The 23,220-nt window shown below is 66.3% G+C and carries 14 protein-coding genes and 3 pseudogenes; 7 read left to right on the forward strand and 10 right to left on the reverse strand.

The genetic code is table 11. The annotated features are described in order from the left end of the window. Positions 1 to 5: 5 nt before the first annotated feature. Positions 6 to 530: a hypothetical protein gene (locus ACFWI9_RS03760; RefSeq protein ID WP_387158866.1), complete on the reverse strand. Its 525-nt coding sequence runs from the start codon at positions 528 to 530 to the stop codon at positions 6 to 8. 672 nt (positions 531 to 1,202) lie between these two features. After that, positions 1,203 to 1,433, reverse strand: a pseudogene (locus ACFWI9_RS03765) (LysR substrate-binding domain-containing protein); the annotation flags it as partial. Here ACFWI9_RS03765 and ACFWI9_RS03770 point away from each other — a divergent pair. Beyond that, positions 1,369 to 2,321 (forward strand): annotated as a pseudogene (locus ACFWI9_RS03770) (zinc-binding dehydrogenase). The pseudogenes ACFWI9_RS03765 and ACFWI9_RS03770 sit on opposite strands and share 65 nt — an antisense overlap. Positions 2,322 to 2,343: 22 nt before the next feature. On the opposite strand, the pseudogene ACFWI9_RS03775 reads toward ACFWI9_RS03770, so the two are convergent. The 3 genes and pseudogenes from ACFWI9_RS03775 to ACFWI9_RS03785 form a co-directional block, all read right to left on the reverse strand. Further along, positions 2,344 to 2,454, reverse strand: a pseudogene (locus ACFWI9_RS03775) (IS5/IS1182 family transposase); the annotation flags it as partial. Between the two features lie 127 nt (positions 2,455 to 2,581). Next, positions 2,582 to 5,239 (reverse strand): LuxR C-terminal-related transcriptional regulator, encoded by a 2,658-nt coding sequence (locus ACFWI9_RS03780; protein ID WP_387158867.1) that lies wholly within the window; start codon positions 5,237 to 5,239, stop codon positions 2,582 to 2,584. Positions 5,240 to 5,401: 162 nt separating this feature from the next. After that, positions 5,402 to 6,646: a cytochrome P450 gene (locus ACFWI9_RS03785; protein WP_387158868.1), complete on the reverse strand. Its 1,245-nt coding sequence runs from the start codon at positions 6,644 to 6,646 to the stop codon at positions 5,402 to 5,404. 1,416 nt (positions 6,647 to 8,062) lie between these two features. Here ACFWI9_RS03785 and ACFWI9_RS03790 point away from each other — a divergent pair. From ACFWI9_RS03790 to ACFWI9_RS03805, 4 genes are all read left to right on the forward strand, one after another. Further along, positions 8,063 to 8,935 carry a hypothetical protein gene (locus ACFWI9_RS03790; protein ID WP_387158869.1) on the forward strand — a complete coding sequence of 291 codons (873 nt, stop codon included), beginning with the start codon at positions 8,063 to 8,065 and terminating at the stop codon, positions 8,933 to 8,935. 348 nt (positions 8,936 to 9,283) lie between these two features. Continuing rightward, a complete protein-coding gene (locus ACFWI9_RS03795) occupies positions 9,284 to 9,493 on the forward strand; it encodes a hypothetical protein (RefSeq protein ID WP_387158870.1) in 210 nt (69 codons plus the stop codon). A gap of 1,050 nt (positions 9,494 to 10,543) precedes the next feature. Next, positions 10,544 to 11,530, forward strand: coding sequence for a tetratricopeptide repeat protein (locus tag ACFWI9_RS03800; protein WP_387158871.1), 987 nt, complete (start codon positions 10,544 to 10,546; stop codon positions 11,528 to 11,530). Between the two features lie 311 nt (positions 11,531 to 11,841). Continuing rightward, a complete protein-coding gene (locus ACFWI9_RS03805; protein WP_387158872.1) occupies positions 11,842 to 12,753 on the forward strand; it encodes a cytochrome P450 in 912 nt (303 codons plus the stop codon). 268 nt (positions 12,754 to 13,021) lie between these two features. Here ACFWI9_RS03805 and ACFWI9_RS03810 read toward each other — a convergent pair whose 3' ends face one another. Beyond that, on the reverse strand, positions 13,022 to 13,462 hold the full coding sequence (locus ACFWI9_RS03810) for a VOC family protein (protein WP_387158873.1): 441 nt from the start codon (positions 13,460 to 13,462) through the stop codon (positions 13,022 to 13,024). Between the two features lie 168 nt (positions 13,463 to 13,630). Further along, on the reverse strand, positions 13,631 to 14,272 hold the full coding sequence (locus tag ACFWI9_RS03815) for a DUF1963 domain-containing protein (RefSeq protein WP_387158874.1): 642 nt from the start codon (positions 14,270 to 14,272) through the stop codon (positions 13,631 to 13,633). Positions 14,273 to 14,672: 400 nt separating this feature from the next. Here ACFWI9_RS03815 and ACFWI9_RS03820 point away from each other — a divergent pair, with 400 nt between their 5' ends. Next, positions 14,673 to 17,675, forward strand: coding sequence for a bifunctional [glutamine synthetase] adenylyltransferase/[glutamine synthetase]-adenylyl-L-tyrosine phosphorylase (locus tag ACFWI9_RS03820; protein ID WP_387158875.1), 3,003 nt, complete (start codon positions 14,673 to 14,675; stop codon positions 17,673 to 17,675). Positions 17,676 to 17,832: 157 nt separating this feature from the next. Here ACFWI9_RS03820 and ACFWI9_RS03825 read toward each other — a convergent pair whose 3' ends face one another. From ACFWI9_RS03825 to ACFWI9_RS03835, 3 genes are read right to left on the reverse strand one after another with little or no spacing between them, the layout of a single operon-like run. Beyond that, complete coding sequence (locus ACFWI9_RS03825; RefSeq protein WP_387158876.1) at positions 17,833 to 18,789, reverse strand: phosphatase PAP2 family protein; 957 nt, start codon at positions 18,787 to 18,789, stop codon at positions 17,833 to 17,835. 51 nt (positions 18,790 to 18,840) lie between these two features. Beyond that, positions 18,841 to 19,875, reverse strand: a complete 1,035-nt coding sequence (locus tag ACFWI9_RS03830) for a LacI family DNA-binding transcriptional regulator (RefSeq protein WP_387158877.1) — start codon at positions 19,873 to 19,875, stop codon at positions 18,841 to 18,843. A 25-nt stretch (positions 19,876 to 19,900) separates the two neighbouring features. Continuing rightward, positions 19,901 to 21,544, reverse strand: a complete 1,644-nt coding sequence (locus tag ACFWI9_RS03835) for a glycoside hydrolase family 13 protein (RefSeq protein WP_387158878.1) — start codon at positions 21,542 to 21,544, stop codon at positions 19,901 to 19,903. A gap of 392 nt (positions 21,545 to 21,936) precedes the next feature. On the opposite strand from ACFWI9_RS03835, the gene ACFWI9_RS03840 reads away from it, so the two are divergent. Next, positions 21,937 to 23,211, forward strand: a complete 1,275-nt coding sequence (locus ACFWI9_RS03840) for an extracellular solute-binding protein (protein WP_387158879.1) — start codon at positions 21,937 to 21,939, stop codon at positions 23,209 to 23,211. Positions 23,212 to 23,220: the final 9 nt, after the last annotated feature.

Raw genomic sequence — 23,220 nt, forward strand, 5'->3', positions numbered from 1 at the left:
ACAGGTCAGATGGTGTAAAGCCCGGAATCAACGATCAGGGCCGGCGGTCGCGAACCGCTGGCCCTGACCCGTCTCACTCGCCCTGGGCCGTCTCTGGGCCGTCCGACGTCGAACCGGCGCCCTCGTATGAGCGCCTTGATGTTCTCGCCGGCGTCCAGGAGCAGGGACGCGTAGAAGTGCCTCAGCGCATGCATCCCATGCTCACGGGCCGCCTGGTGCCGCCCGCCCTCCTTGGGCTCCGGAATGAAGCCGACCTGGATGAGCGCGAACTTCCACACGCGGGTGTTGAAGTCGGTCCGCCTGACGGCGCCGCCGCCGGTGAGCGAGAAGAACAGGCGCTTGGTGACGAGCGGCCCGTCCGGCTTCAGCCAGGGCAGCGAGACCTCCACGGTTGAAAACTCCTCGGAGTGCTCGCGGAAGACCGGGCAGCTTGGCGGGGGAGCGGGACGTCTCGCTCCTTTCCGCGCTTCGGCGGATACGAGGCGGCCGTTGACCACCTTCAGCGTGGTCTCTTCTGCTGAAAAGTCCACTGAGAAAGGGTTGAAGAAAACGAGCGGGGTGATGGACTTGAATCTTTCCTATTCTTTGCGCCGCCTTATTTCGAAGAAGTACAGTGGGCAACCTAGCGCAAGTCCCATAAATAGTGCTTAGCCAAATCCTCGAAGAAGACTTGGTTCTGGATCGAATATCGCACGACTGACCCCGGCAATAGTTCCAATCGCAAGGACACACAGTCCTAGTTTGCGTAGATCGATCTTTTTCATAATTTTCCTTCTTTACTGGAGGCGGCATGGGGTGCTCGCTCGGGAATGCTGCATGATCAGGTGGCAGCGCGGCTTATGCAGCCAGAGCTGCGGGTGGGCAATGATGGTCTCGTATTCGACGGGGGTCAAGCGGTCCGGGCGACGTGAGATACCAAGAGAGGTTCGGCCGTCGTCCGCCCCCCGATGCGCATGCGGCCCGCATTAGACCTATGCCTGCGCCGCCCACTCCAGCCCGAGCCCAGCCAGTCGTTCCAACTGCTCGCCGCTCCGCTCAGCTTCACCCGCGGTCTCGCTGTTCGCGAGGAACACCCCAAGCCGCACCTGGGTCCCCGTCAGGGAGGGTCTCGACCCACGAGCGGCTGACGGGTCCTGCGGATCCGGTGCGGACGTATCGGTTCTCATGGCCCCCCTTTGCCTGGTCTCGCCGGAGCCTGCCCGTCAGAGGGCGGAGCCGGCGGCCCGCAGCTCCCGGACCAGAGCGCGCACGGCGGCGGAGGCGACGAGTTCCGGGGTGGTCACGTAGCCGACGCGGCGTGTTGGGCGCTCCGGACCGAGGTCGGTGATCTCGATCGAGTCTGGTGCTCCGACCAGGGAGAGCGCGGGCATGATCGCCATTCCGTTGCCCCCGCTCACGAGTGAGAGCACTGCTCCGTCGTCCTCGGCTTCGACCCTCTACTGGTCCGTCGACCCCTACCACCGCGAGATGATGGACGACGTGCCCGGCGGCTTCGCGCTCCACGCACCGCTCGAGGGCCGGACTCTCGGACTCTCGGGCGCGTCGTCGCCTCGCGGACGCCGGAGCTGACCGAGGGCGAGATTGTGTTCCACCGGGAGGGCTGGCGCACACACTCCGTGATCCGGCCCGAAGAGAGCCGCAAGCTTCCCCGTTTCGACGGGGTCCCTCTGACGGCCTACCTGAGCGTCCTCGGCGGTACCGGACTGACCGCCTACGTGGGCCTCACCCGCATCGCCCGGCTCCGCGAGGGCGATGACCTCTTCGTCTCCGCCGCGGGCGGCGGCGTCGGCACGGCCACCTGCCGGTTCGCCCGACTGCTGGGCGCCGGCCGGCTCGTGGGCAGCGCGGGCTCGGTGGCCAAGGTCGACCACCTGACCCGGGAGGTGGGCTACGACGCGGCGTTCGACTACCACGACGGCCCTGCCGCTGAACTGCTCGCCAAGGCTGCACCGGACGGCATCGACGTCTTCGTCGACAACGTCGGCGGAGAGCAACTGGCCGCCGCGGTGGGCGCACTGCGTGAGTTCGGGCGCATCGTCCGGATCGGCACCATCAGCCGCTACAACACCCCGGACGAGCCCACGCCGCACTTCAACTACGCGGACATCGTGGAGAAGAGCCTTCGCATGGAGGGCTTCCTGGTCAGCAACTACCGCGACCTGCAGGACGAGCTGTACGCCTTCGCGGTCCCCCATCTGCAGAGCGGACGGCTCGCGCTGGACCAGATGGTGGTGGACGGATTCGAGAACATCGTGGACGCGTTCCTGGGCATGCTGCACGGCAAGCACACCGGAAAGATCATCGTGCGGGACCACACGTAGGCACTGCCGGGGGGTGATGGCACTGCGGACTGTCGTGCCGCTGACCAGCGGTGATAAGCAGCGACAGCGGCTCATGCCCCTGCTCGACCGCCAAGTGCAGCTTGGTGGTCAGCCCGCCACGCGAGCGTCCGATGCCGTGATCGTCGGGTTCGGTGCCAACGCCGCCGGGAGGCTCCTTCTGCAGCGCACCTGCCCTGGCCGGAGAACAGGAACATGGCCAGCACCGGCTTGATTCGCAAATAGAGTCCCAAGGTCCACCATCAACCGCCGACGTGGAAAGCTCCGGGGAGCTGGCGACGGGAAGCGATACCGAGCTTTGCGTATATCTGATGTAGGTGGTTGTTGACAGTGCGGGGGGACAAGTGAAGAGCCGCAGCAATTTCTTTACTAGTGATGCGGTCGGCGGCCATCCGGGCTATTTCACGTTCGCGTCTGGTGAGTGGAGCTACGGCGGGTGCAGCGCTTTGAAGCAACGGAGTCTGCACATTGCCGCAACGGGCGGCGTAGGCGGTGGCCTGTCGGGCCGAGGAGGTAGACCGCCGGCTTTCTCCGGCAGATCGCCAAGCAGCCGATGCAGCCATCGCTGCTTCTGCGGCAAGGAGTTCCAGGCCGATAGCCTCCAGGGCGTTGGCTGTGGCAAAAAGTTCCACGGGGTCGTTGCTCTCCAGCGCTGCAGCCAGACGCGCGCAGGCTGCTATCAACTCGCCATCGCACTCGTCCGCGAGCTCGGCAAGCCGGTGCACAACGCTCTTGGCTCCGCCAAGGCGTGCGACATCGGTGAGCAACTGTGCCTCCGTCGACCACCAGCCGGCATCGCGGGCTGACTGCGCAGCGTTGGTGAGTACAGTCCTTGCATCGCTCAGACGGCCGTGCGCAGCGAGCAACCAGGCCTCAGCCAGGTGCTCTTCTCGTTCAGGTGGATACGAAGGAGGGTAGGTGAGCGCTTCTCGCTGGGCAGCTTCAGCGATGCTGATTTCTCCTTGAAGGGCAGCCGCGGCTGCTAGTCCGGACAATGCACGACGCATCATCCTGTAGTTGTTGAATGAGCGGCCCTGGGTTACGGACTCTGCATACCAACGGTATGCAGCACTCACATTTCCGGACATCCAATCAGTGTTCGCCTGATGGTAGGGAAGAAGAATCCATGGCAGGACTGGATCATTTGTTTCCCTTAGCCCTTCCCATGCTTGCTCACTGATCTCTCGCGCTTCGCTCAACCTCCCCGCACTGTTATACGCGTTAACCAGGCTGATGAGATAGGCCACCTTTCCAAAGAGCACGAGAGGCATCGGATCCGATAGCCCACAGCGCTGCTCGTATGCGCGTTCAGCGAACTCCACCGCTTCCTGGCAGCGTCCCACAGCTGAAAGAGCTGCTGGCTTGAGGAGTGATGCCATCAGCCATATCCCGAGATTGGGGGATGTAGCGGGCTCGTCTTCCAGGTCCCGTAGCAGTCTCAGGCCCCGCTCAGACTCTCCGATCATGAGCCGCAGACAGCCTTCGAGCATTCTCAGCATGCGTTGATCAGCCGGTCCAGTCAGGGACTTGAGTGCAGCGTCGTTGAGCGCGAGGGCGTCTGTTACACGATCGCAGGCCCAGCTGAGATTCATACTGCGGATGAAGATAGCCTGCAGGCGCTCTTCATTTGTGCGGGCCAGTTCTGCTGCCGACTTCAGCGTCTCTTCTGCCTGTTCTGATGCTCCGGACTCGAACAGCGACGCCCCCAACTGGAGAAGGCTGCTGACGGTATGCCGTTCTTTGGGAAGCGCATTGAGCAGAACAATTGCCTGCCGGTAATCAGCAGAATGACGGGCGAGGGCGGCACCTTGGAGGAGAAGTTCCGGTTCAGCCGTACCTGTAGCAGACAGTCGCCAATTGGCAATGTTCAAAGCGTCTTGGCGTCTGCGGCACCCCCAAGCCTCGGTCCGCTCAGCTTGTTCTTCAAGTAGATGCCGACTACGTACTGCGGGGAGGCCATCCCGCAGGACCTCGCCGTATAGAGGATGCGCCAGGCTCACTTCAACTCGGCGGCCTTCCATAACGGCATGGATTAGGCCTTTGTCTTCCAGATCAGCCACCACCGAGGGAGCGGCGACAAACTCAGCATGATCCAGCGACATGGCGCCGCATAGTGCGAGCAATTCCAGTACCGGCCGACCTTCAGGCGGCGCTGCGGACAACCGGCCTTTGATCAATTCCGTCAGCTGCCATGTGCTAGGCAGATCACCATCGACCAGTTCCCACACTTCGCCGTGATTCCTCAACCTTCCGGAAAGCGCAGCGCCGTGAACAAGCTCATGCAAGTACAGCGCGTTTCCCCCGGATGCCATGAACAGAATATTGACCGTTCGCTTTCCCACCGGCCCACCAAGCACCTGTTCAAGTATGCACTCAACGGTGCTTCTGTTGAATTCGTTAAGTTCAACACAGTGGACTTCCCCGCTCATGAAAGCTTCGACTGCGTGACCGATTCTTTCACCTGTGCGGACGGTGGTGATCAGTCGGAGCGCTCGCGCGTCCACGAGTTGTCGCAACAGCATCACGGACGTATCGTCAAGCAAATGCAAATCATCGATGAATAGCACCCATCGCCGTCGGCCGGACTCGGAGAGGTTTCGGGTCACTGCAGCAAATCCCTCCACAGGATTCGCCGTATCCACCCCGGACGGAAGCAAATGCGCGATCGCCCCTAGTGGCACCGCAGCCGCCGCCTTGCTTGCCGTCGCCCTTCCGATGTGTGCTTTCTCGCCTCTGATTCGCTCTATGCATTCCTCGGCCAGACGTGTTTTTCCCACTCCTGCCGCACCGCATATAACGAAGGCGCCGCACCAGTTGCCTTCCCAGGAACGAATGAAGGAATGCAATTCCCTTTCGCGTCCAACTAGGGGCCAGCGCTGTTCGAGATTGATCAGGTCCACGACACACCTCGTACTGAGAGTAGCGCTTCGCCGGGTGCCTCGGTAGTTCTAGCCGACAAAGACCTGAAGACCACAACTATGGATGCACCGTTCGCTGGTCTGCCATGTCCAGGCAGTGGGCGGTATTCACTCCCGGACAGCTGGGTGAGTTGAACGCTGCAGCTATTGGGCCGTTCCAGGGGAGATGCGGTCGCAGGCGACGTTCAGGTGGCGGCGCCCGCGTAGGACCGCATTCTGCCGGTACTCGGGCGGATCCTCTAGCAAGCGGGGATTCTCGAGCCTGCGTGCCAGCTGACTGAGTGCGAGCTGGGCCTCAACCCTCGCGAGCGGCGCGCCGAAGCAGCTGTGGATGCCGCTGCCGAAGCCCAGGTGCCCGGCGTCCTTGCGGTCAGGGTCGAAGCGGTCGGGGTCAGCGAAGCGTTGCGGGTCACGGTTGCCGGCAGCGGTCACAAGCCAGATCAAGGCGCCCTTCGGGATACCGACACCGCAGACTTCGATGTCGGTAAGGGGGGTGCGGTTGGGGAGAAGGTGCACAGGCGGCTCGTAGCGAAGCAACTCCTCCACCAAGGGTGCGGCCAATTTCGGGTCGTCCCGCAGACGCTGGAGGACCTCTGGGTGGCGCAGCAGTGTGAGCATGCCGTTGCTGATCAGGTTGACGGTTGTCTCGTGGCCGGCGATCAGCAGGAGAGCTGCGGTGGTGATGGCCTCAATCACCGACATCGTTTCCTCTTGGCTCCCGCTACTGGCGACAAGGTGGGAGAGCATGTCGTCGGCGGGCTTCTTCCGCCGCTCCTCGATCAGCTCCGCCAGATACCCTCCCAGTTGTGTCTGGGCATCACGGACCTCCCGATTCCGCTCGGTCGGGTTCTCCCCCGGCTTGGGGTCAAGACTCGCTGCCAGGGTATCCGCCCAGTGATGGAAACGGACTTCGTCCTCGCGTGGAACCCCTAGCAGTCGGCAGATCGCGGTCACGGGGAACGGATAGGAGACCTGCTCAACGATGTCGATCCGATCCACGTCGCTGATACCGTCAATGAGGCTGGATACGACCCCACTGAGTTCAATGCCCAATTCCTGGACCCGCTTTGGGGTGTGCGGCGGGCCGAAGGAGCGGTTCGTGACACGGCGCAGCCGGTCGTGTTCTGGGGGATCGAGCCTGAGGAACGGAGGAGTGGTGCCTTCGGCGCCGCCCTCCTGCGAGGCAAACCCGTAGGCGTCGCCAGCGGTCCGCTTGCGGTGGTCGGAGCTGATCCGCGGATCGTGTAGAAGATTGACGATGTCCCAGTACGTGCTTACGACGTAGGCACCGTCTTCGTCATGCAGCACCGGCGTCTTGCGTAGCTCCGTATAGAGGGGGTAGGGATTCGCGCGGCTGTTGTAGTCTAGGATCTGCCGGATAAGCGTCATGTCAAGTCCTCACAAGGTTGCGGCCATGAGCAGAAAGTCGCCCGGGGTATTCCACGCTGACGCACTGTTGCTCAGGCGAACTGCTGTGGCGGCGGCCTAAGACCGCCGAAGAGGGCGCCGCTCCCGGTCCGTTTACGAGTATCCCTCTCGCACTGCACAAACGCAGAGCCATCCGCACCAGGCAGGCCAGTGAGCTGCGCAGTTCTTGCTCCAGCCGTGAGTGTGTTTCTTGCCCGAAGCATTCCGGCCTCCCGGACACCGTCACTGTTTCCCGCACGGGCTGCATTGCCGCACCATAGGATCATCACGCGGACGCTGTAAGAGCAGCCGAAACACCAGGTCGAACCGATGGTTTCGGGCGCTGCAACATACGCTGAAACTGGCTGGCGGGGGGGCGCTTGCGGTGCTGGCAGACCGGGCCGGTGTTGATGGGGCGCCGTCGCGCAGCGCCGTGATGTCTTCGCTGATCTCGTCGGCGGTCTTGGTCGAGGGGTGCGGCCTATGGCGCTGGCACCTTGGTGGGCCCGAATGAGCCAGGGTGAGTACCTGGCTGATCAGGCAGGTCTGGATGCTGTGTGCCCGGGCCGCGGTTGCTCGGACCGGCAGAGTCGGCGAGGACTGCAGGGGTGTGCCGTCAAGGTGGGTGATGCCTTGCACGTCTGTCCCGTACCGGGGGTGCTTTTCGCGAGTAGTACGGGTCGTCCGCGCGGATGCGGCCGGTGGGGATGCCGCCCCCGGCCTCCGCTGAGGGCGAGGGAGCCTCCGGCCCCCTGTGACAGCACCCCAGAATTCATCCGGCACCAGCCGCTCAATGTTCCCCACCACCCAAGACCATCGAACACACCACAGGAGAACGGCTTCTTGGCTGCTCCATCGGAGTGGTTCTTCTCCCATCGGATCTAGGGTCGCCGTCTTGCGGGCATGGTGCGGGTACGACCCGACCGACCCTGTCGACTCGGCGATGCTCAGGCCTGCTGTGAGATGTCGCCTCTGGGCGTTCGGGCAACCGGTATGGGACGGACAGAGAACGATGCCTCCACTGCAACTGTGGCCCAATGGCTGCGGCCGGCGGCTGAGCCGCCCAACGGCGAGGCCCTGGTGGAGCCCCGGGCCAGGGTCGGTGCAGTCGCGTGCGGTGGGCGTGGCGGAGTGTGCGACGGTGCGTCCGGCCGCAGTGATCGACGCGAGCGGCGGGTGGCTCGCTCGGCCCGGGCATGCCCACGGCCTGGCTGCGTCAATCGGCTTCGGCTGGCCGGTATCACCGGAATGAGCCGTCTCCAGCGGTGCGTACGGCTCGGGCGTCTCTGGCGGGCCGTCGCCGCTTCGTGGTACGTCTGCCTGGCCGGGGCCCTGCTCGCTGTATTGGCCAGTGCTGGGCCTGCTTCAGCGACTCCTGTATGCAGGGTCGGTGTGTACTTGGCCGACCTTTACGATCTCGACGCTGCGGCGGAGACCGTGGGCGCGGATATGTGGTTGTGGAGTGTGTGTCCCAGGGCTGAACTCGATCCCACCCGGCGCCTCGAGTTCGTCAACGCGACCGAGACCACGCTGAGCGGTCACTCCATTGTCAAGGTCGCTGGTGAGTACTGGTCGCAGGTGAAAGTCGTGGGGAAATTTCGGCAGCACTTTCACCTCGAAAGCTATCCTTTCGACCGGCAGCTCATCGAAATCTTGATAGAGGACAACCAGTTCAACACTTCGCAGTTGGTGTTCCAGCCGGACACTGCTAATTCCACCTACGATCACAGCATCTCGCTCGACTACTTCAAGGTCGTAAAGTTCGGGGTCGGAGTCGGGATCCACAAATATCCCACCAACTTCGGCGACCCGAGCATCCCATCGGGCAAGGGAAGCGATTTCAGTCAGTTCACCATCGCCCTCGAACTGAGCCGGGTGAACCTTTCGAGCTTCGTCGAGGAGACATGGCCGGTTTACGTGGCCATCGTCTTCACTCTCATCTCGTATCTGATCTGGTCGGAAGATTCCATGACGGGACTGACCACTCGATACGGAATCCTCGGGGCCGCGGTTTTCGCGCTCGTCGTCAACATGCGGGCTGCCAGTCAGTCACTGGGAGCGGTATTCGGGGTGACACTGGTGGATGGGATCCACCTCCTCGCCCTCATGTACACACTGGTCGCCTTGGTCACCACGACCTATGTCTGGAGGCATTTGGGTACGCCGGAGGAAAAAGGAGCGGCACGGCGCGTGAACACGGTGGTCGCCATCACCTCCACGGGCTTGTACCTGGCCGTCAACGCCGTCATGGTGCTGCTCGCATTGCACTAAAGAAGACCGCGCCGCATCGCGACTGCCAGTGCGGCAGGCCGCCCCGATGGTTCGCTCGCCTGGGTGACCGCGGACGCTGTCTACCGACAGGTGCGGCGCTTCCGTTCACTGCTGGAACAGTCCAGCCTCGGTTATGTACTGAAGGTGCCCGAGTATGTACTGGCGGTGCCCAAGTCCCAGTTGGTCCCTCGGCCTGCGCGTCGACCGTGTCTGCGAGAGGGCCGTCACTCAGGATGAGATAGGTTTACTCTTCCTTCCTTCCCGAGATCACTTCACCCTCCAGTGCGTGAGGCTGAGTAACTGCGTCACCTGAAATATGAGTAAAGATTACTCTGATTCCCCCTCGGGGTGGCAGTACTCTTTTTGTATCTGCACGTTAACGATTCACGGGAAGTGGTGAGCGTGATGGAAGAAACTAATCCGGCCCCTCTGGAGAATGTGGAGCTTGAGCAGCCTGACCTGGATTCGGTATGGGAAGCGGCCGGGGTCCTTGAGGATTCCGATTTCATTTCGTTTGCCATCGCCCCGAATCACAACGAAGCAGTTGTGACTGAGTGACTGGTTCCGCCCAGGCTCCTTGTGCGGGCGGCGTCGCGTATGCGGTTCCGCCCGTACACATCTCAATTTTCTGAAACAGCGATCAGGTGTTCATCGTGAGCGGCTTCTCCTTCCGTGCATGCTTTGACGGAGTCCCGGCTCCCGTTCCGGCAGATCCCTCCACGGAGGGAGGGGCGTCGTTCCGTGCTACCGCGCACTGTCGGCCGTTCCGTGAGGCCAGCGGATACGGGTGGCATGTCAGCCCGCCGCTCGACTGCTACGTGAAGTGGGATGGTGCGCAGTTTCACTGGCTGCTGGCCGGGGAGGATGCTTGGCTGCCATTGACAAAGGTGACAGTCCGTATGCTTCGGCGACTGCGCGGTGCCAGTCTTACCGATGACCCGTTGCTTTCCATGCATGTGCTCGCCACAGGGCCGGAGCCGGGCATGTTGCTGGTGTGGACGGGCCTCATCGCGACAGCTCCCCCGGCCTGGAGCCTGCTGGTACGCAATGTGCCCAACAGGCCTGGGAGTCTGGCGTTTGAAGTGCTGGAGGGCCTCACTGAGTATGACTGGTGGAACGGCCCGCTGGTGGGGGTACTGCGGTTCCGTAAGAGTGACCAGGTTGTTCCGCTTCGGAGGGGCACGCCGATCTTCGGTGTGCAGCCGGTACCGCGCGCAGCATACGCAGACGCTTCTCTCAAGGAGGCGGAGTTCAGGCCGTATGTGTCTTGTGACGCGGCAAAGACACGGGAACTGGCCCAGAAGTCAATGGATTTCCGCGTGCCAGGCCGACCTGGCGGATACCAGCGTGAGGTTTCCCGGCGAAGTCGCGACCTGCTCATCAGGTCTTCAGGAGAGGCGAGACCCGGCTCGCCGGAGACGGCGTGACCCGTTGGCGGGGACCCTCCCTGTTCAGGCGCGCGTGTCACTTCTGGGATCTTGCGGGCGTTGGGGCAGGCGCAGGGGACGGACACCAACCTGCGGAGCCCGGGGCCGGACTGACGCGCGGATGCCCGAACCTATCCGCCGGATTCCCCTACCTACCCCGTACACAAGCGGAACTGACGTCATGATGCCAACTCCTTCCCAGCCCGGGCGAACAGATGGTTGCTACGGCCGCGTTCTGGAGCATGCCGGCCACAATGAGGCTGAGCAGCAGATCCGGGCGGCTATTGCCGACAGCCGCCGCTCAGGTAACAAGTCCAAGAGGTTGTGGGCGCAGATCGCCCTCGCCAACAGGTGGCGTGAATACGGCGACTACCGCCGTGCCGGCCTTCTGCTCTCGCTCACACTGGGCGCAGCGGAGAGCCTGACAGGTCGTGACAGTCCGCTCGTTGCCGCTACGTACAACGATCTCGGTGTCCTGAACAAATACACCGGCGATTTCGCGTCATCGGAGGAGTACCTCCAGCGTGCACTGCGCCTCTACGAAAGTGCCTACGGGCCTGCCCATGACACAGTCGCCACTGTCTACCACAATCTCGGGGGCCTGGCACATGCCCGCGAGGAGCCTGTCCGCGGAGAGGTCTGGGCAGCCCGGGCCGTTCAGATCCGGACCGGTCTCCATGGTGGCGACGATCACCGTACCGCCGCCGACGCCGCAGCATGGGCCGCGCTCCTTGAGGGGTGCGGGCGACTGGATGAGGCGGAGGCCCAGCTTCGCCGGGCCCTCGAGGTCTTCCGCCGGGCGTTCGGCGATGAGTCCTGCGAAGTCGCGGTCGCCCTTCACAATCTGGCGGCTCTTCATCATCGTCGCGGCAATCTCTGCAAAGCACTGGTCGGCTATGGGCAAGCCCTCACGCTGAAAGAACGAATTCTGGGGGCTTCTCATCCCGGACTCGCCCCCACTCTGGTCAATCTTGCGGCCATCTACCGGCGCCTGGAGTGCTACAACCTTGCCGCGTCGTGCTGCGTCCGCTGCATCGCTCTTCTCGCTCCTCGGGTGGACTCCTGCCACCCGACCCTCGCTGCCGCCAGACGAAGCCTCGCCCGCATAGTGCTTCGCCCACATGTGCACGAGGAGTTGGACGACAGGGGCCCCTCGGCTTGTTTCTGATCAAACTGTACTGGCCGACCGTCCGAGCAACCATTTCTCTCCCCCCACTGCGAAAGGACAAGGAAATGCCAGCACCTGTAATGCCCTCGGCGCAGGGCGGTCAGCTTCCCTTTATTCCTTCTCCAGTCACGCGCCTCAGCCGCCTCGGGCCCGTGATCCGACTCGAGCCCGCCAACGGGATTAACAGGTGGATTGTCACTGGGTATCAGGAGGCGCGTTCAGTCCTAGGCGATCCCGCCCGCTTCAGTTCTTGTGTACCCAACCCCGGCGCGGCAGAGGGCTTTCACAGCTTCGTCCTCACTGATCCCCCTGTGCACACCGAGATCCGGAAGAAGCTCGTCCCGGAGTTCAGGGCGCGAAGGATCACCGAGTTGCGCCCCTCTTTGGAGATGACAGTGGCCTCTCTCCTCGAGGGCCTCTCCCGGGAACAGCGTCCGGTCGACCTGGTGACTTGTTTGATACGGCCGGCTGCTTACGGTGCGCTCTCGCACATACTCGGTACCACGGTCGCCGATCATGTGGCATTCGACCGCTGGTCGCGAACCTTTCAGGGGCGCCGCACGCCCTCAGCCGTGAAACGCCGAGACGGTGCCGAACTCATGGCTTTCATGCGCAGGATAATCGCCGAGCGGACTGGCAATCCGTGTGAAGACCTGCCTAGCCGGCTGATCGGTCACGGCTTCGGCGGCGTCGGCCCCAAGGATCCTGCGTCCATCCTCGCAACCATCGCGTCCGGCGGTTACGAAACCACGAGCAGCCTCATCAGCACAGGGCTCCTGGCCTTGCTCGCGCATCCCTCTCAGGCAGCAGCCCTAGATGACGCGATGATTGCCTCCGCCGTTCAAGAAGCCGCGCGATACGTTGCGGTTATTCCGGCACTGGACCGTATTGCATCCGCAGAAGCGCAAGTCGGGGGCGCTGTGGTCGGTGAGGGCGACCTTGTGCGCGTGAGCATCGCCGCCACTACACGGGACGCACGAGAATTCTCTGATGCAGACATCTTCGACGTCCAGCGGCGCGATCTGCGCCATCTTGGATTCGGCTACGGAAGTCACCACTGTCTCGGCCGGAACATCGCAGAGACCCTCTTCGAGATCATCATCCGGCAGCTCTTCCTCCGCTTTCCGTCTATTTCTCTCGTCGAGTGGCCCAGTGTCGGTCGAGAACTGATGAACAGCGGCTCTCTGCTGCACAGCGCACGCCGGCTCCTGGTCACGTGGTGACGTATGGCGACAGGCTGCCGGCCCATCAGCTCGTCAGCGCGGCCAGCAGGAATGTGTTGGCCCGGAGACTCGATGCTCGATGGCTGGCCACCGACTCAGCGCTCAAAGTCACCAGCCCAGTGCCGGTCACGCGGCTCCGGGCGGGCGCATCGTCATCGTCGGCGCCTCCCCTGCAAATGGGAGAAGCGCCGCTCCGAGGTGACGGCGTTCGAGCTCCGCAAAAACCTGCCGCTGCTGTAGTGCCGAAGACCGGGGGTGCCGTGCTCCCTCACACCTGGAGCCGCTGGGCGAGCGGTGACGGCGCCTCCTGCACCACCCAGCCGTTGCCGTCCGGGTCCTGGAAGAACACGAACGAGTTCCAGGTCCCGCCCTTGCCGCGGGTCCAGCCGTCCGGTGAGACGTGCTGGACCGCGCTGACGGCGACGCCCCGGGCGAGCAGCTCGTCGTGGGCGGCCTCGATGTCGGGGACGCACAGCTGGAGACCCTGGACGGCGCCCGGGGCCATGGTGCGCTGGCCGGGTGCGGGAAGCATGCCGGATCCGATGACGATGGAGCAGGGCGACCCTGGTGGGGTCAGCTGGATGATGCGTACGCCTCCCTCGACACGGGTGTCGTGGTCGACGCGGAATCCGCACTGACCGGCGTAGAAACTCTTGGCCCGGTCGATGTCGCCGACCGGGACGACGATCACTTCAAGGGTCCATTCCATGGCCGTCTCTCCCGTCGTCTACCTCGACCGGTTTCCCATCGGACAGCCAGTGGTCATTCAACCGTCGTGCCCTGACTGGCTCCGCCATCCACAGACCTCGCCCTCGACATGTACCCCCGGTGAACGTTCCCGGCCAACGCACCGGCTGCCCGAGCAGCCGGCCCGGGCTCAGCACTGCCACAGGAACTTCGCGCGGCCACATGGTTCGCAGGCGAACGCGTAGCCGCCACCGCAGTCGCCGAAGTTCATGGCGGTGCTGTGGTCCGGACCTTCCTCAAGCTGGACGATCAGCGGCATAGGAGCGGCGCATGACGGGCACGACGGGGTCTCGTCGTCCTGAATCCAGGCGGGGCTGCCGCCGAGCTGGCCGAGCACGGATGAGACGGGGAGGTCGTTGTCCGCTGCCCACTCGTCGCCGGCCCGGTCGTAGTCGGGCTCATCCATACGCACCAAGCCGACCGCCCGAACGGAACCGAGCAGAAGCAGTGCCTCATCGACACCGCCCTCGGGCCGGGGCAGTGGCTCAAGGCCGTCCCCCGGGAAGAGCAGGGCCTGGTTCCCGCCGGAGTCAGGTTCCCACTCGTCGCACATACCCGGCTCGTTCTGGCATTGGAACAAGGCGAGGACTCCCCGCTTCCCCATCCCGTCCCCGAGGTCGTCCAGGACCACCTGGGCGAGGAACTGCATCGGGCCACCGCACGCGGTGCAGCTGGGCCACGGCGTGCCCGCCGGTGCCAGAGGCACTCCACCGGTCCGGGTCACCTGAGCAGCCGGCGCAACCGGACCCGCGTCGATCATCAGAACGGTCATGCCGGGACTCTAGGACAGACCGGTGACACTGCCCGGAAGAGCCAGCCCCGGCCCTCCGCGGCATCAGTGACCAACGTGCCATCGACGGACGTCCCGGCCCGGGCACCGGCGGCCTCGGCCGGGCAGGCCGCAGCGGTGGCGGCGACTCCACCGGTTCCCGGCTTGATCTGGCCAGCCTTCTCTACGCGGTCGGGCGCTTCACGAGGGCGGTGACGTGCGCGGACTGCGTCCCTGTCCCACCACAGCGGGTGGGATCCGGTCGGCCGAAGCCGACTGCGAGGAACGTGAGCGCCGCGGCCCCGGTGGAACGACCCGCGGGACGGTGAAAGCCCCCCGACATCGGGATGCGGCGCCGCGGGCTACGCTCGGATCCTGGCCTTGATCGGATGGAGGCGGCGGGATGACGGTGCCGGGGCGCAGAAGCAGCACGTTCACCCGTTTGCTGCGACACGGCTTCACCCACCCGGCCGTCGCCGAGCGGTTCCTGGAGCTTCCCGAGATGGCGCCCGTACGCGCCGACTCCGTACTGCTCGACGCACTCGGGGCCACCGCCGACCCGGATCTCGCGCTGCGCGGTCTGGTGCGGCTGCTGGAGGCGCAGAAGACGGCGGACGGCGAGCCTGACGAGCGGCAGGTGCTGCTGGACACGCTGATCTCGTCGAAACCCCTGCGGGACCGGCTGCTCGGGGTGCTCGGGGCATCGGAGGCACTCGGCGACCATCTGGCACGGCACCCTCAGGACTGGCACGCCCTGGAAACCTACGAGGCGGCGGATCTGCACCCGGGTGTGGCGGAGTTCGAGCGCGGGCTCGCCGAGGCCACCGACCCGGTGTCGCTGCGGATCGCCTACCGGCGCTGCCTGCTGCTGCTGGCCGCCCGGGATGTGTGCGGGACTACGGATGTCGCCCAGACCGCGGCCGAGCTCGCCGATCTGGCCACCGCGACCCTCCGTGCGGCGCTCGCCATCGCGTGTGCCGACGCACCCGATGACGCCGCGGCCTGCCGACTCGCGGTGATCGCGATGGGCAAGTGCGGCGGCCATGAGCTCAACTACGTCTCCGACGTCGATGTGATCTTCGTCGGGGAGCCCGCCGACGGCACCGACGAGGCAGCGGCCGTCAAAGCCGCGACCCGGCTCGCCTCGCACCTCATGCGGATCTGCTCGGAGACCACCGTCGAGGGCGCCATCTGGCCCGTGGACGCCAATCTGCGTCCGGAGGGCCGCAACGGCCCGCTGGTGCGGACCCTCTCCAGCCATCTCGCCTACTACCAGCGCTGGGCGAAGACCTGGGAGTTCCAGGCACTGCTCAAGGCCCGGCCGGTGGCAGGTGACCCCGAGCTCGGCGACGACTACCTCGCCGCCGTCTCACCGCTCGTCTGGCAGGCCGCCGAGCGTGAGAACTTCGTGCCCGACGTGCAGAAGATGCGCCGCCGGGTCGTCGACAACATCCCCGCTGCCCAGATAGACCGCGAGTTGAAGCTCGGCCCCGGCGGGCTGCGGGACGTCGAGTTCGCCGTGCAGCTGCTCCAGTTGGTGCACGGCCGCAGTGACCCCGCGCTGCGTGTCGGCAGCACGCTCGGCGCTCTGGACCGCCTCGCCGCCGGCGGGTACGTGGGGCGCGCGGACGCCGCCCAGCTCGACCAGGCGTACCGCTTCCTGCGCGCCATGGAGCACCGCATCCAGCTCTACCGGCTGCGCCGTACGCATCTCGTCCCGGAGGACGAGGACGACCAGCGCAGGCTGGGGCGTTCCCTGGGGCTGCGCGCCGAGCCGGTCACCGAGCTCAACAAGGAGTGGCGGCGCCACGCGGCGGTGGTACGGCGGCTGCACGAGAAGATCTTCTACCGGCCGCTGCTCGACGCGGTGGCCCAGCTCGCCCCCGGCGAGATCCGGCTCAGCGCCGCCGCCGCGCGGCAGCGCCTCGAAGCACTCGGTTACGCCGATCCGGCCGCCGCGCTGCGTCATCTGGAGGCGCTGACCTCGGGCATGACCCGCAAGGCCGCGATCCAGCGGACCCTGCTGCCGGTGCTGCTGGGCTGGTTCGCGGACTCGGCCGACCCGGACGCGGGTCTGCTGGGCTTCCGCCAGGTGTCCGACGCACTCGGCAAGACCCCCTGGTATCTGCGGCTGCTGCGTGACGAGGGCGCGGCGGCGGAGAACCTCGCGCGGGTGCTGTCCGCCGGCCGGCTCGCGCCCGATCTGCTGCTGCGGGCCCCGGAAGCGGTGGCGCTGCTCGGCGACCCCGAAGGCCTGGGGACGCGCGACCGGGACCATCTGGAGCAGGAGGTCCTGGCCGCGGTGGGCCGCGCGGACGGCGCCGAGGCGGCGGTCGCCGCGGCCCGCGGGGTGCGGCGGCGCGAGCTGTTCCGGACCGCGGCGGCCGACCTGATCGGCTCGTACGGCACCGAGGACAATCCGGCCGCACAGGACCCCGGCGCCCTGGTGGACCGCGTCGGCAGCGCGGTCACCGACCTCAACGCGGCGACGATCGCGGGCGCCCTGCGCGCCGTCGTACGGGAGCAGTGGGGCGACACCCTGCCCACCCGGTTCGCGGTGATCGGCATGGGCCGCTTCGGCGGGCAGGAGCTGGGCTACGGTTCCGACGCGGACGTGCTGTTCGTACACGAGCCGCGCGACGGAGTGCCGGAGCCGGAGGCCGCCAGGGCCGCCAACGCCGTCGTCGCCGAGATGCGGCGGCTGCTCCAGGTCCCCACGGCGGACCCGCCGCTGCTGATCGACGCCGACCTGCGCCCCGAGGGCAAGAACGGCCCCTTGGTCCGCACCCTCGCCTCGTACGCCGCCTACTACCGGCGCTGGTCGCTGGTGTGGGAGAGCCAGGCCCTGCTGCGGGCGGAACCGATGGCGGGTGACGCGGAGCTCGGCGCGCGCTTCATCGAGCTGATCGATCCGCTGCGCTATCCGATGGAGGGCCTCGGCGACGAGGCCGTCCGTGAGATCCGCAAGCTCAAGGCCCGGATGGAGACCGAACGCCTGCCGCGCGGAGCCGATCCCGCCCTGCACGCCAAGCTGGGCCGGGGCGGCCTCAGCGACGTCGAGTGGACGGTGCAACTGCTCCAGATGCGGCATGCCTGGTGCGAACCGGGCCTGCGCACACCCCGCACCCGCGAGGCCCTGGCCGCCGCGCACGCCGCGGGTCTGCTGTCAGCTGAGTACGCCCAGATCCTCGACGACGCCTGGGTGCTGGCGACCCGGGTGCGCAACGGTGTGATGCTGGTACGGGGCAGGCCGGGCGACACCTTCCCCTCCGACGCCCGGGACCTGGCCGCGGTCGGGCGGTACCTGGGCTATGGGCCGGGGCATGTCGGCGAGATGCTGGACGACTACCGGCGCGCGACACGGCGGGCACGGGCGGTGGTGGAGGACCTGTTCTACGGGGCCTGACGCGTGATGCCGCGGGTCCGGGCGGTGGTGGGGTTCTTCTGCGCTGCGATGGAGTTCTTCTGCGGGGCGTGACGCCTGAGGCGGCGGGTCCGGGCGGGGCCCGTCATCCGCGAGCCGCCCGGTTGCCTCAGCCTCGGTGCGGTCTGTGCCGCCGCGTTCAGCTCCGCGCGGCGGGCTGGGGGACGACGGGCTCCAGCGGCCCCAGCGGGGCCGGGCGTCCGAGTGGTGCGACCCGCTTCGGCAGCCGGTGCGGCAGGGCGCCGTGCCAGGCGTGGCTCACGCTGTAGCCGAAGGCCAGGCAGAGCATGCCGCCGACCGCGTCCAGCCAGAAGTGGTTGGCTGTGGCGACGATGACGACAAGCGTGAGCGTCGGGTACAGCAGGCCCAGGATCCTCGCCCATGGAGCCGAGGCCAGCGCGAAGATGATCAGTCCGCTCCACAGGGACCAGCCGATGTGCATCGACGGCATGGCCGCGTACTGGTTCGACATGTGCTTCAGGTTCCCGGAGGCCATCGAGCCCCAGGTGTGGTGCACCAGCACCGTGTCGATGAAGTCCTGGCCGTTCATCAGCCGGGGCGGGGCGAGGGGGTAGAGGTAGTACCCCACGAGCGCCACGCCCGTGGTCGCGAAGAGGACCAGGCGGGCGGCGGCGTAGCGGCCCGGGTGCCAGCGGTAGAGCCAGACGAGGACGCCGATGGTGACCAGGAAGTGCAGGGTCGCGTAGTAGTAGTTCATGGTCACGATCAGCCAAGTCACCGAGTTCACGGCGTGGTTGATCGTCTGCTCGACCGCTATGCCGAGGGTCTTCTCGACTTCCCAGATCCAGTCGGCGTTCCGCATGGCCTGTGCCTTCTGCTCGGGCACCGCGTTGCGGATGAGGGAGTAGATCCAGTAGCTGACCGCGATGAGCAGGATCTCGAACCAGATCTTGGGCCGCTGGGGCGCCCGCGTACGACGCCAGCGCCCGCGCCCGCGACCGGGCCCGTGCTCGGGGCCGAGGTCGGGCGCGTGATCGGGCTGGGGATCACTGTCCGGAGCCGGAGATTCCGCGGTCACCATGGGTGACGAGGTGGCCGCCCGGGCTTCCAGAGGTTTTACGGTCGCTTCACCCATAGGGGGAGAGTCTGCCAGATGGCCGCGCGGGCTTCGATCAACGCCCCAATCTCAGGCGCCAGGGGTACTTCCGGGGCCGGACGCGGTCGATCCCCGTACCACCAGCTCGGGCATGAAGACGAACTCGCTGTGCGGCGCCGGGGTCCCGCCGATCTCCTCCAGCAGGGTGCGCACGGCTGCCTGGCCCATGGCCGGGACGGGCTTGCGGATCGTGGTCAGCGGGGGGTCGGTGAAGGCGATCAGCGGGGAGTCGTCGAAGCCGACCACCGAGATGTCGCGCGGTACTTCGAGCCCGCGCTGCCGGGCCGCCCGGATCGCGCCGAGCGCCATCATGTCGCTCGCACACACCACCGCGGTGCAGCCTCGCTCCATCAGCGCGGACGCCGCCGCCTGGCCGCCCTCCAGGGTGTAGAGGGAGTGCTGGATCAGCTCGGCCTCGATCTGCTCGTCGGTCAGTCCCAGTTGCTCGCGGACGGCCTTCGTGAAGCCCTCTATCTTCCGCAGCACCGGGACGAACCGCTTTGGTCCGAGTGCCAACCCGATCCGGGTGTGCCCGAGCGCGACGAGATGGGTCACCGCCAGCCGCATCGCCGCCCGGTCGTCGGGGGAGATGAACGGGGCGTGCACCCCGGGAGCGAAGCCGTCCACGAGGACGAACGGCACTCCCTGGGCGCGTAGTTTCTCGTAACGGGACATATCGGCGCTGGTGTCGGCATGTAGTCCGGAGACGAAGATGATGCCCGAAACGCCCCGGTCAACCAGCATTTCGGTGAGTTCGTCCTCGGTGGAGCCGCCCGGCGTCTGGGTGGCCAGCACGGGGGTGTAGCCCTGGCGGGTCAGCGCCTGCCCGATGACCTGGGCCAGGGCCGGGAATATCGGGTTCTCCAGCTCGGGGGTGATCAGTCCGACGAGCCCGGCGCTGCGCCGGCGCAGCCGTACGGGGCGCTCGTAGCCGAGCACATCGAGTGCGGCGAGCACCGATTCGCGGGTGGCCGCGGCCACGCCCGGCTTGCCGTTGAGCACTCGGCTGACCGTGGCCTCGCTGACCCCCGCCTGGGCTGCGATGTCGGCAAGCCGTGCGGTCATGCCATGGGACTGTACCGGTCGCATCTCAGATTGCCCACCAAGTGCTGGAGTCGGCGGGCAGGCGGACCGTCCCGTCGCCGAACCCTGGTGAGGCCGAGGACAGCAGCACCGTCCCCGGCACGGGCAGTTCCACGTCCGAGCCCGTGGTGTTGGTGGTGCAGACGAAGCCGTCGCGGGCCAGGGCGAGTACGCCTTCGGGCGCGTCCAGCCAGGTCACCGCGTCACCGGAACCCAGGCCGGGGTGCTCGCGGCGGACCGCGAGCGCCGCCCGGTACAGCTCCAGCGTCGAACCCGGCACACCCGTCTGCGCCTCCACACTCAGCTCACCCCACACCTCGGGCTGCGGAAGCCAGCTGCCGCCGCTGCCGAAACCGTACGAGGATCCGGTACGGGTCCAGGGGATCGGCACACGGCAGCCGTCGCGGAACCCGTCCTGCCCCTCGGCACGGAAGAACGACGGGTCCTGGCGCACCTCGTCGGGCAGGTCGGTGACTTCGGGCAGGCCGAGCTCCTCGCCCTGGTAGATATACGCCGATCCCGGCAGCGCCAGCATCAGCAGCGCCGCCGCGCGTGCCCGCCGCAGCCCGATGGGGCCGTCGCCGTAGCGGGTCGGGTGCCGCACCACATCGTGGTTGGACAGTACCCAGGTGGTCGGGGCGCCGACCGACGCGGTCGCCGCGAGCGAGGCGTCGATGACCTCGCGCATCCGCGCTGGTTCCCAGGGGCAGCGCAGGAACTGGAAGTTGAACGCCTGGTGCATCTCGTCCGGACGCACATACAGGGCCAACCGCTCGGAGGTCGGGGCCCAGGCCTCGGCGACACCGATGCGCTGGCCCTCGTAGCCGTCCAGGAGCCGCCGCCAGGAGCGGTGGATCTCGTGCACACCGTCCTGGTCGAAGAACGGCAGCACCTGTGCGCCGATCATCTTGGCCTGCTCTCGCAGCCCGATGTCGGGCATTCCGTCCGCCTTGACCATCCCGTGGGCCACATCGATACGGAAGCCGTCGACCCCCAGGTCCAGCCAGAAGCGCAGCACCGAGGCGAGCTCCTCGTGCACGGCGGGATGGTCCCAGTTGAGGTCGGGCTGCTCGGGTGCGAAGAGGTGCAGATACCACTCTCCCCCAGCCTCCGGCTGGGAGGTGCCCCCATTGCCGTCCGGCACCTCGACCCGGGTCCAGGCGGGACCGCCGAACACGGACTCCCAGTCGTTGGGCGGCAGCTCTCCCTTCTCGCCCTTGCCGGGGCGGAAGTGGTAGTACGCCCGCTCCGGGCCGCCCGCGAGCGCCGCACGGAACCAGGGGTGCCGGTCCGAGGTGTGGTTGGGCACGATGTCGACGATCACCCGCAGTCCGAGCCGGTGCGCCTCGCGGACCAGGTCGTCCGCGTCGGACAGCTCGCCGAAGAGGGGGTCGACCGCCCGGTAGTCCGAGACGTCATAGCCGCCGTCCGCCTGGGGGGAGGCGTAGAAGGGCGTGATCCAGACCGCGTCCGCACCCAGCCCGGCGAGATGGGGGAGCCGCTCCCGGATGCCTCGCAGATCGCCGATGCCGTCGCCGTCGCTGTCGGCGAAGGAGCGTACGTACACCTGGTAGATCACGGCGTCACGCCACCAGTCGCCCCGCTGCCGGGGAAGGTGCGCCGGGGCGGCGGTGCTGAGCTCCTGGGTCATGGACGGGTCCCTCCGGATCTTTCGGGTGCTGCCGATGCGGTGGTGCGCTGCCGATGCCTGCGGACACGTAAACCGGGAGGACGTAAACCGGGATGAACCGTTCCACGCCCGACCCCTCTTGAAGGTAACAGCGCTGCAATCTCTTGCGGAAGCACTTGCCGCGCCTTGCGAGGCGGGTGTCAACCGGTACTGACCGCGATCAGACGAGGCCGGAGCGTACGAATCCGCAGCCTGGCAAGCTCCTGGGCGGCAACCTTGAGGACACGCGGATGTAACGATCCCCGCGTCTTGCGGAAATCTCTCGCAAGCTCTTTCGGTCTTCTTTCAACCTTGTTACGTTCCTCCACGAATCGGCGCCGCCGTGATGGTGCGGCCCCATCGAAGGAGTTCACATGCGACGTGGCATAGCGGCCACCGCTCTGGTCGCGAGCCTGGCGCTCTCTGCGACCGCGTGCGGCGGCGACGACAGTGAGGGCGCGAAGAACAGCTCGGGCGGCAAGCTGTCGGGCACGGTCACCTGGTGGGACACGTCCAACGTCGGCAGCGAGGACAAGGTCTTCAGGAAGCTGGCCGAGGGTTTCACCAAGAAGCACCCCGACGTCAAGATCAAGTATGTGAACGTGCCTTTCGGTGAGGCGCAGAACAAGTTCAAGAACGCCGCCCAGTCCGGCTCCGGCGCCCCTGACGTCATCCGCTCCGAGGTCGCCTGGACCCCCGAGTTCGCCGACCTGGGCTACCTCGCCCCGCTCGACGGCACCGCGGCCCTCAAGGACGAATCGGACTTCCTGAAGCAGGCCGCGGCCTCCACGAAGTACGAGGACAAGACCTACGCCGTCCCGCAGGTCATCGACACCATGGGCATCTTCTACAACAAGAAGATCTTCAAGGAGGCCGGCGTCCAGGCCCCCACCACCATCGCCGAGCTGAAGACCGCCGCCAAGACCATCAAGGACAAGACCGGTAAGACGGCCCTGTACCTGCGCGGCGACGACGCCTACTGGTTCCTGTCCTTCCTCTACGGGGAGGGCGGCGACCTGGTCGACGCCGAGAAGAAGCAGATCACGGTGGACGACCCGGCCGGTGTCAAGGCCATGAAGGTCGTCAAGGACCTGGTCGACTCCGGGGCCGCCAAGACCGACGCCACCGACGGCTGGAACAACATGCAGTCGGCCTTCAAGGACGGCAAGGTCGCCATGATGATCAACGGCCCGTGGGCCGTCGCCGACACCTACGCCGGCAAGGAGTTCAAGGACAAGGCGAACCTCGGTGTCGCCCCGGTCCCGGCCGGTTCCGCCGGCCAGGGCGCCCCGCAGGGCGGCCACAACCTCGCCGTCTACGCCGGGTCCAAGAACCTCGAGGCCTCCTACGCCTTCGTTGAGTACATGACCTCCGCCGAAGCCCAGACCCAGGTGGCCGAGGAGCTCAGCCTGCTCCCGACCCGCACCTCCGTCTACTCCAAGCCGAAGGTCGCGGCCGACCAGATCATCGGCTTCTTCAAGCCGGCCGTCGACAAGGCCGTCGAGCGCCCCTGGATCCCCGAGGGCGGCAGCCTCTTCGCCCCGCTGGTGACCGAGTACACCAAGGTCCTCACCGACCAGACCACCCCCGAGAAGGGAGCCTCGACGGCGGGCGACGCCTACCGCAAGCTCCTCAAGGACTGGAAGTAAGGGAAGAGA

Source organism: Streptomyces sp. NPDC127084 (assembly GCF_042724175.1).
Lineage (GTDB): Bacteria > Actinomycetota > Actinomycetes > Streptomycetales > Streptomycetaceae > Streptomyces.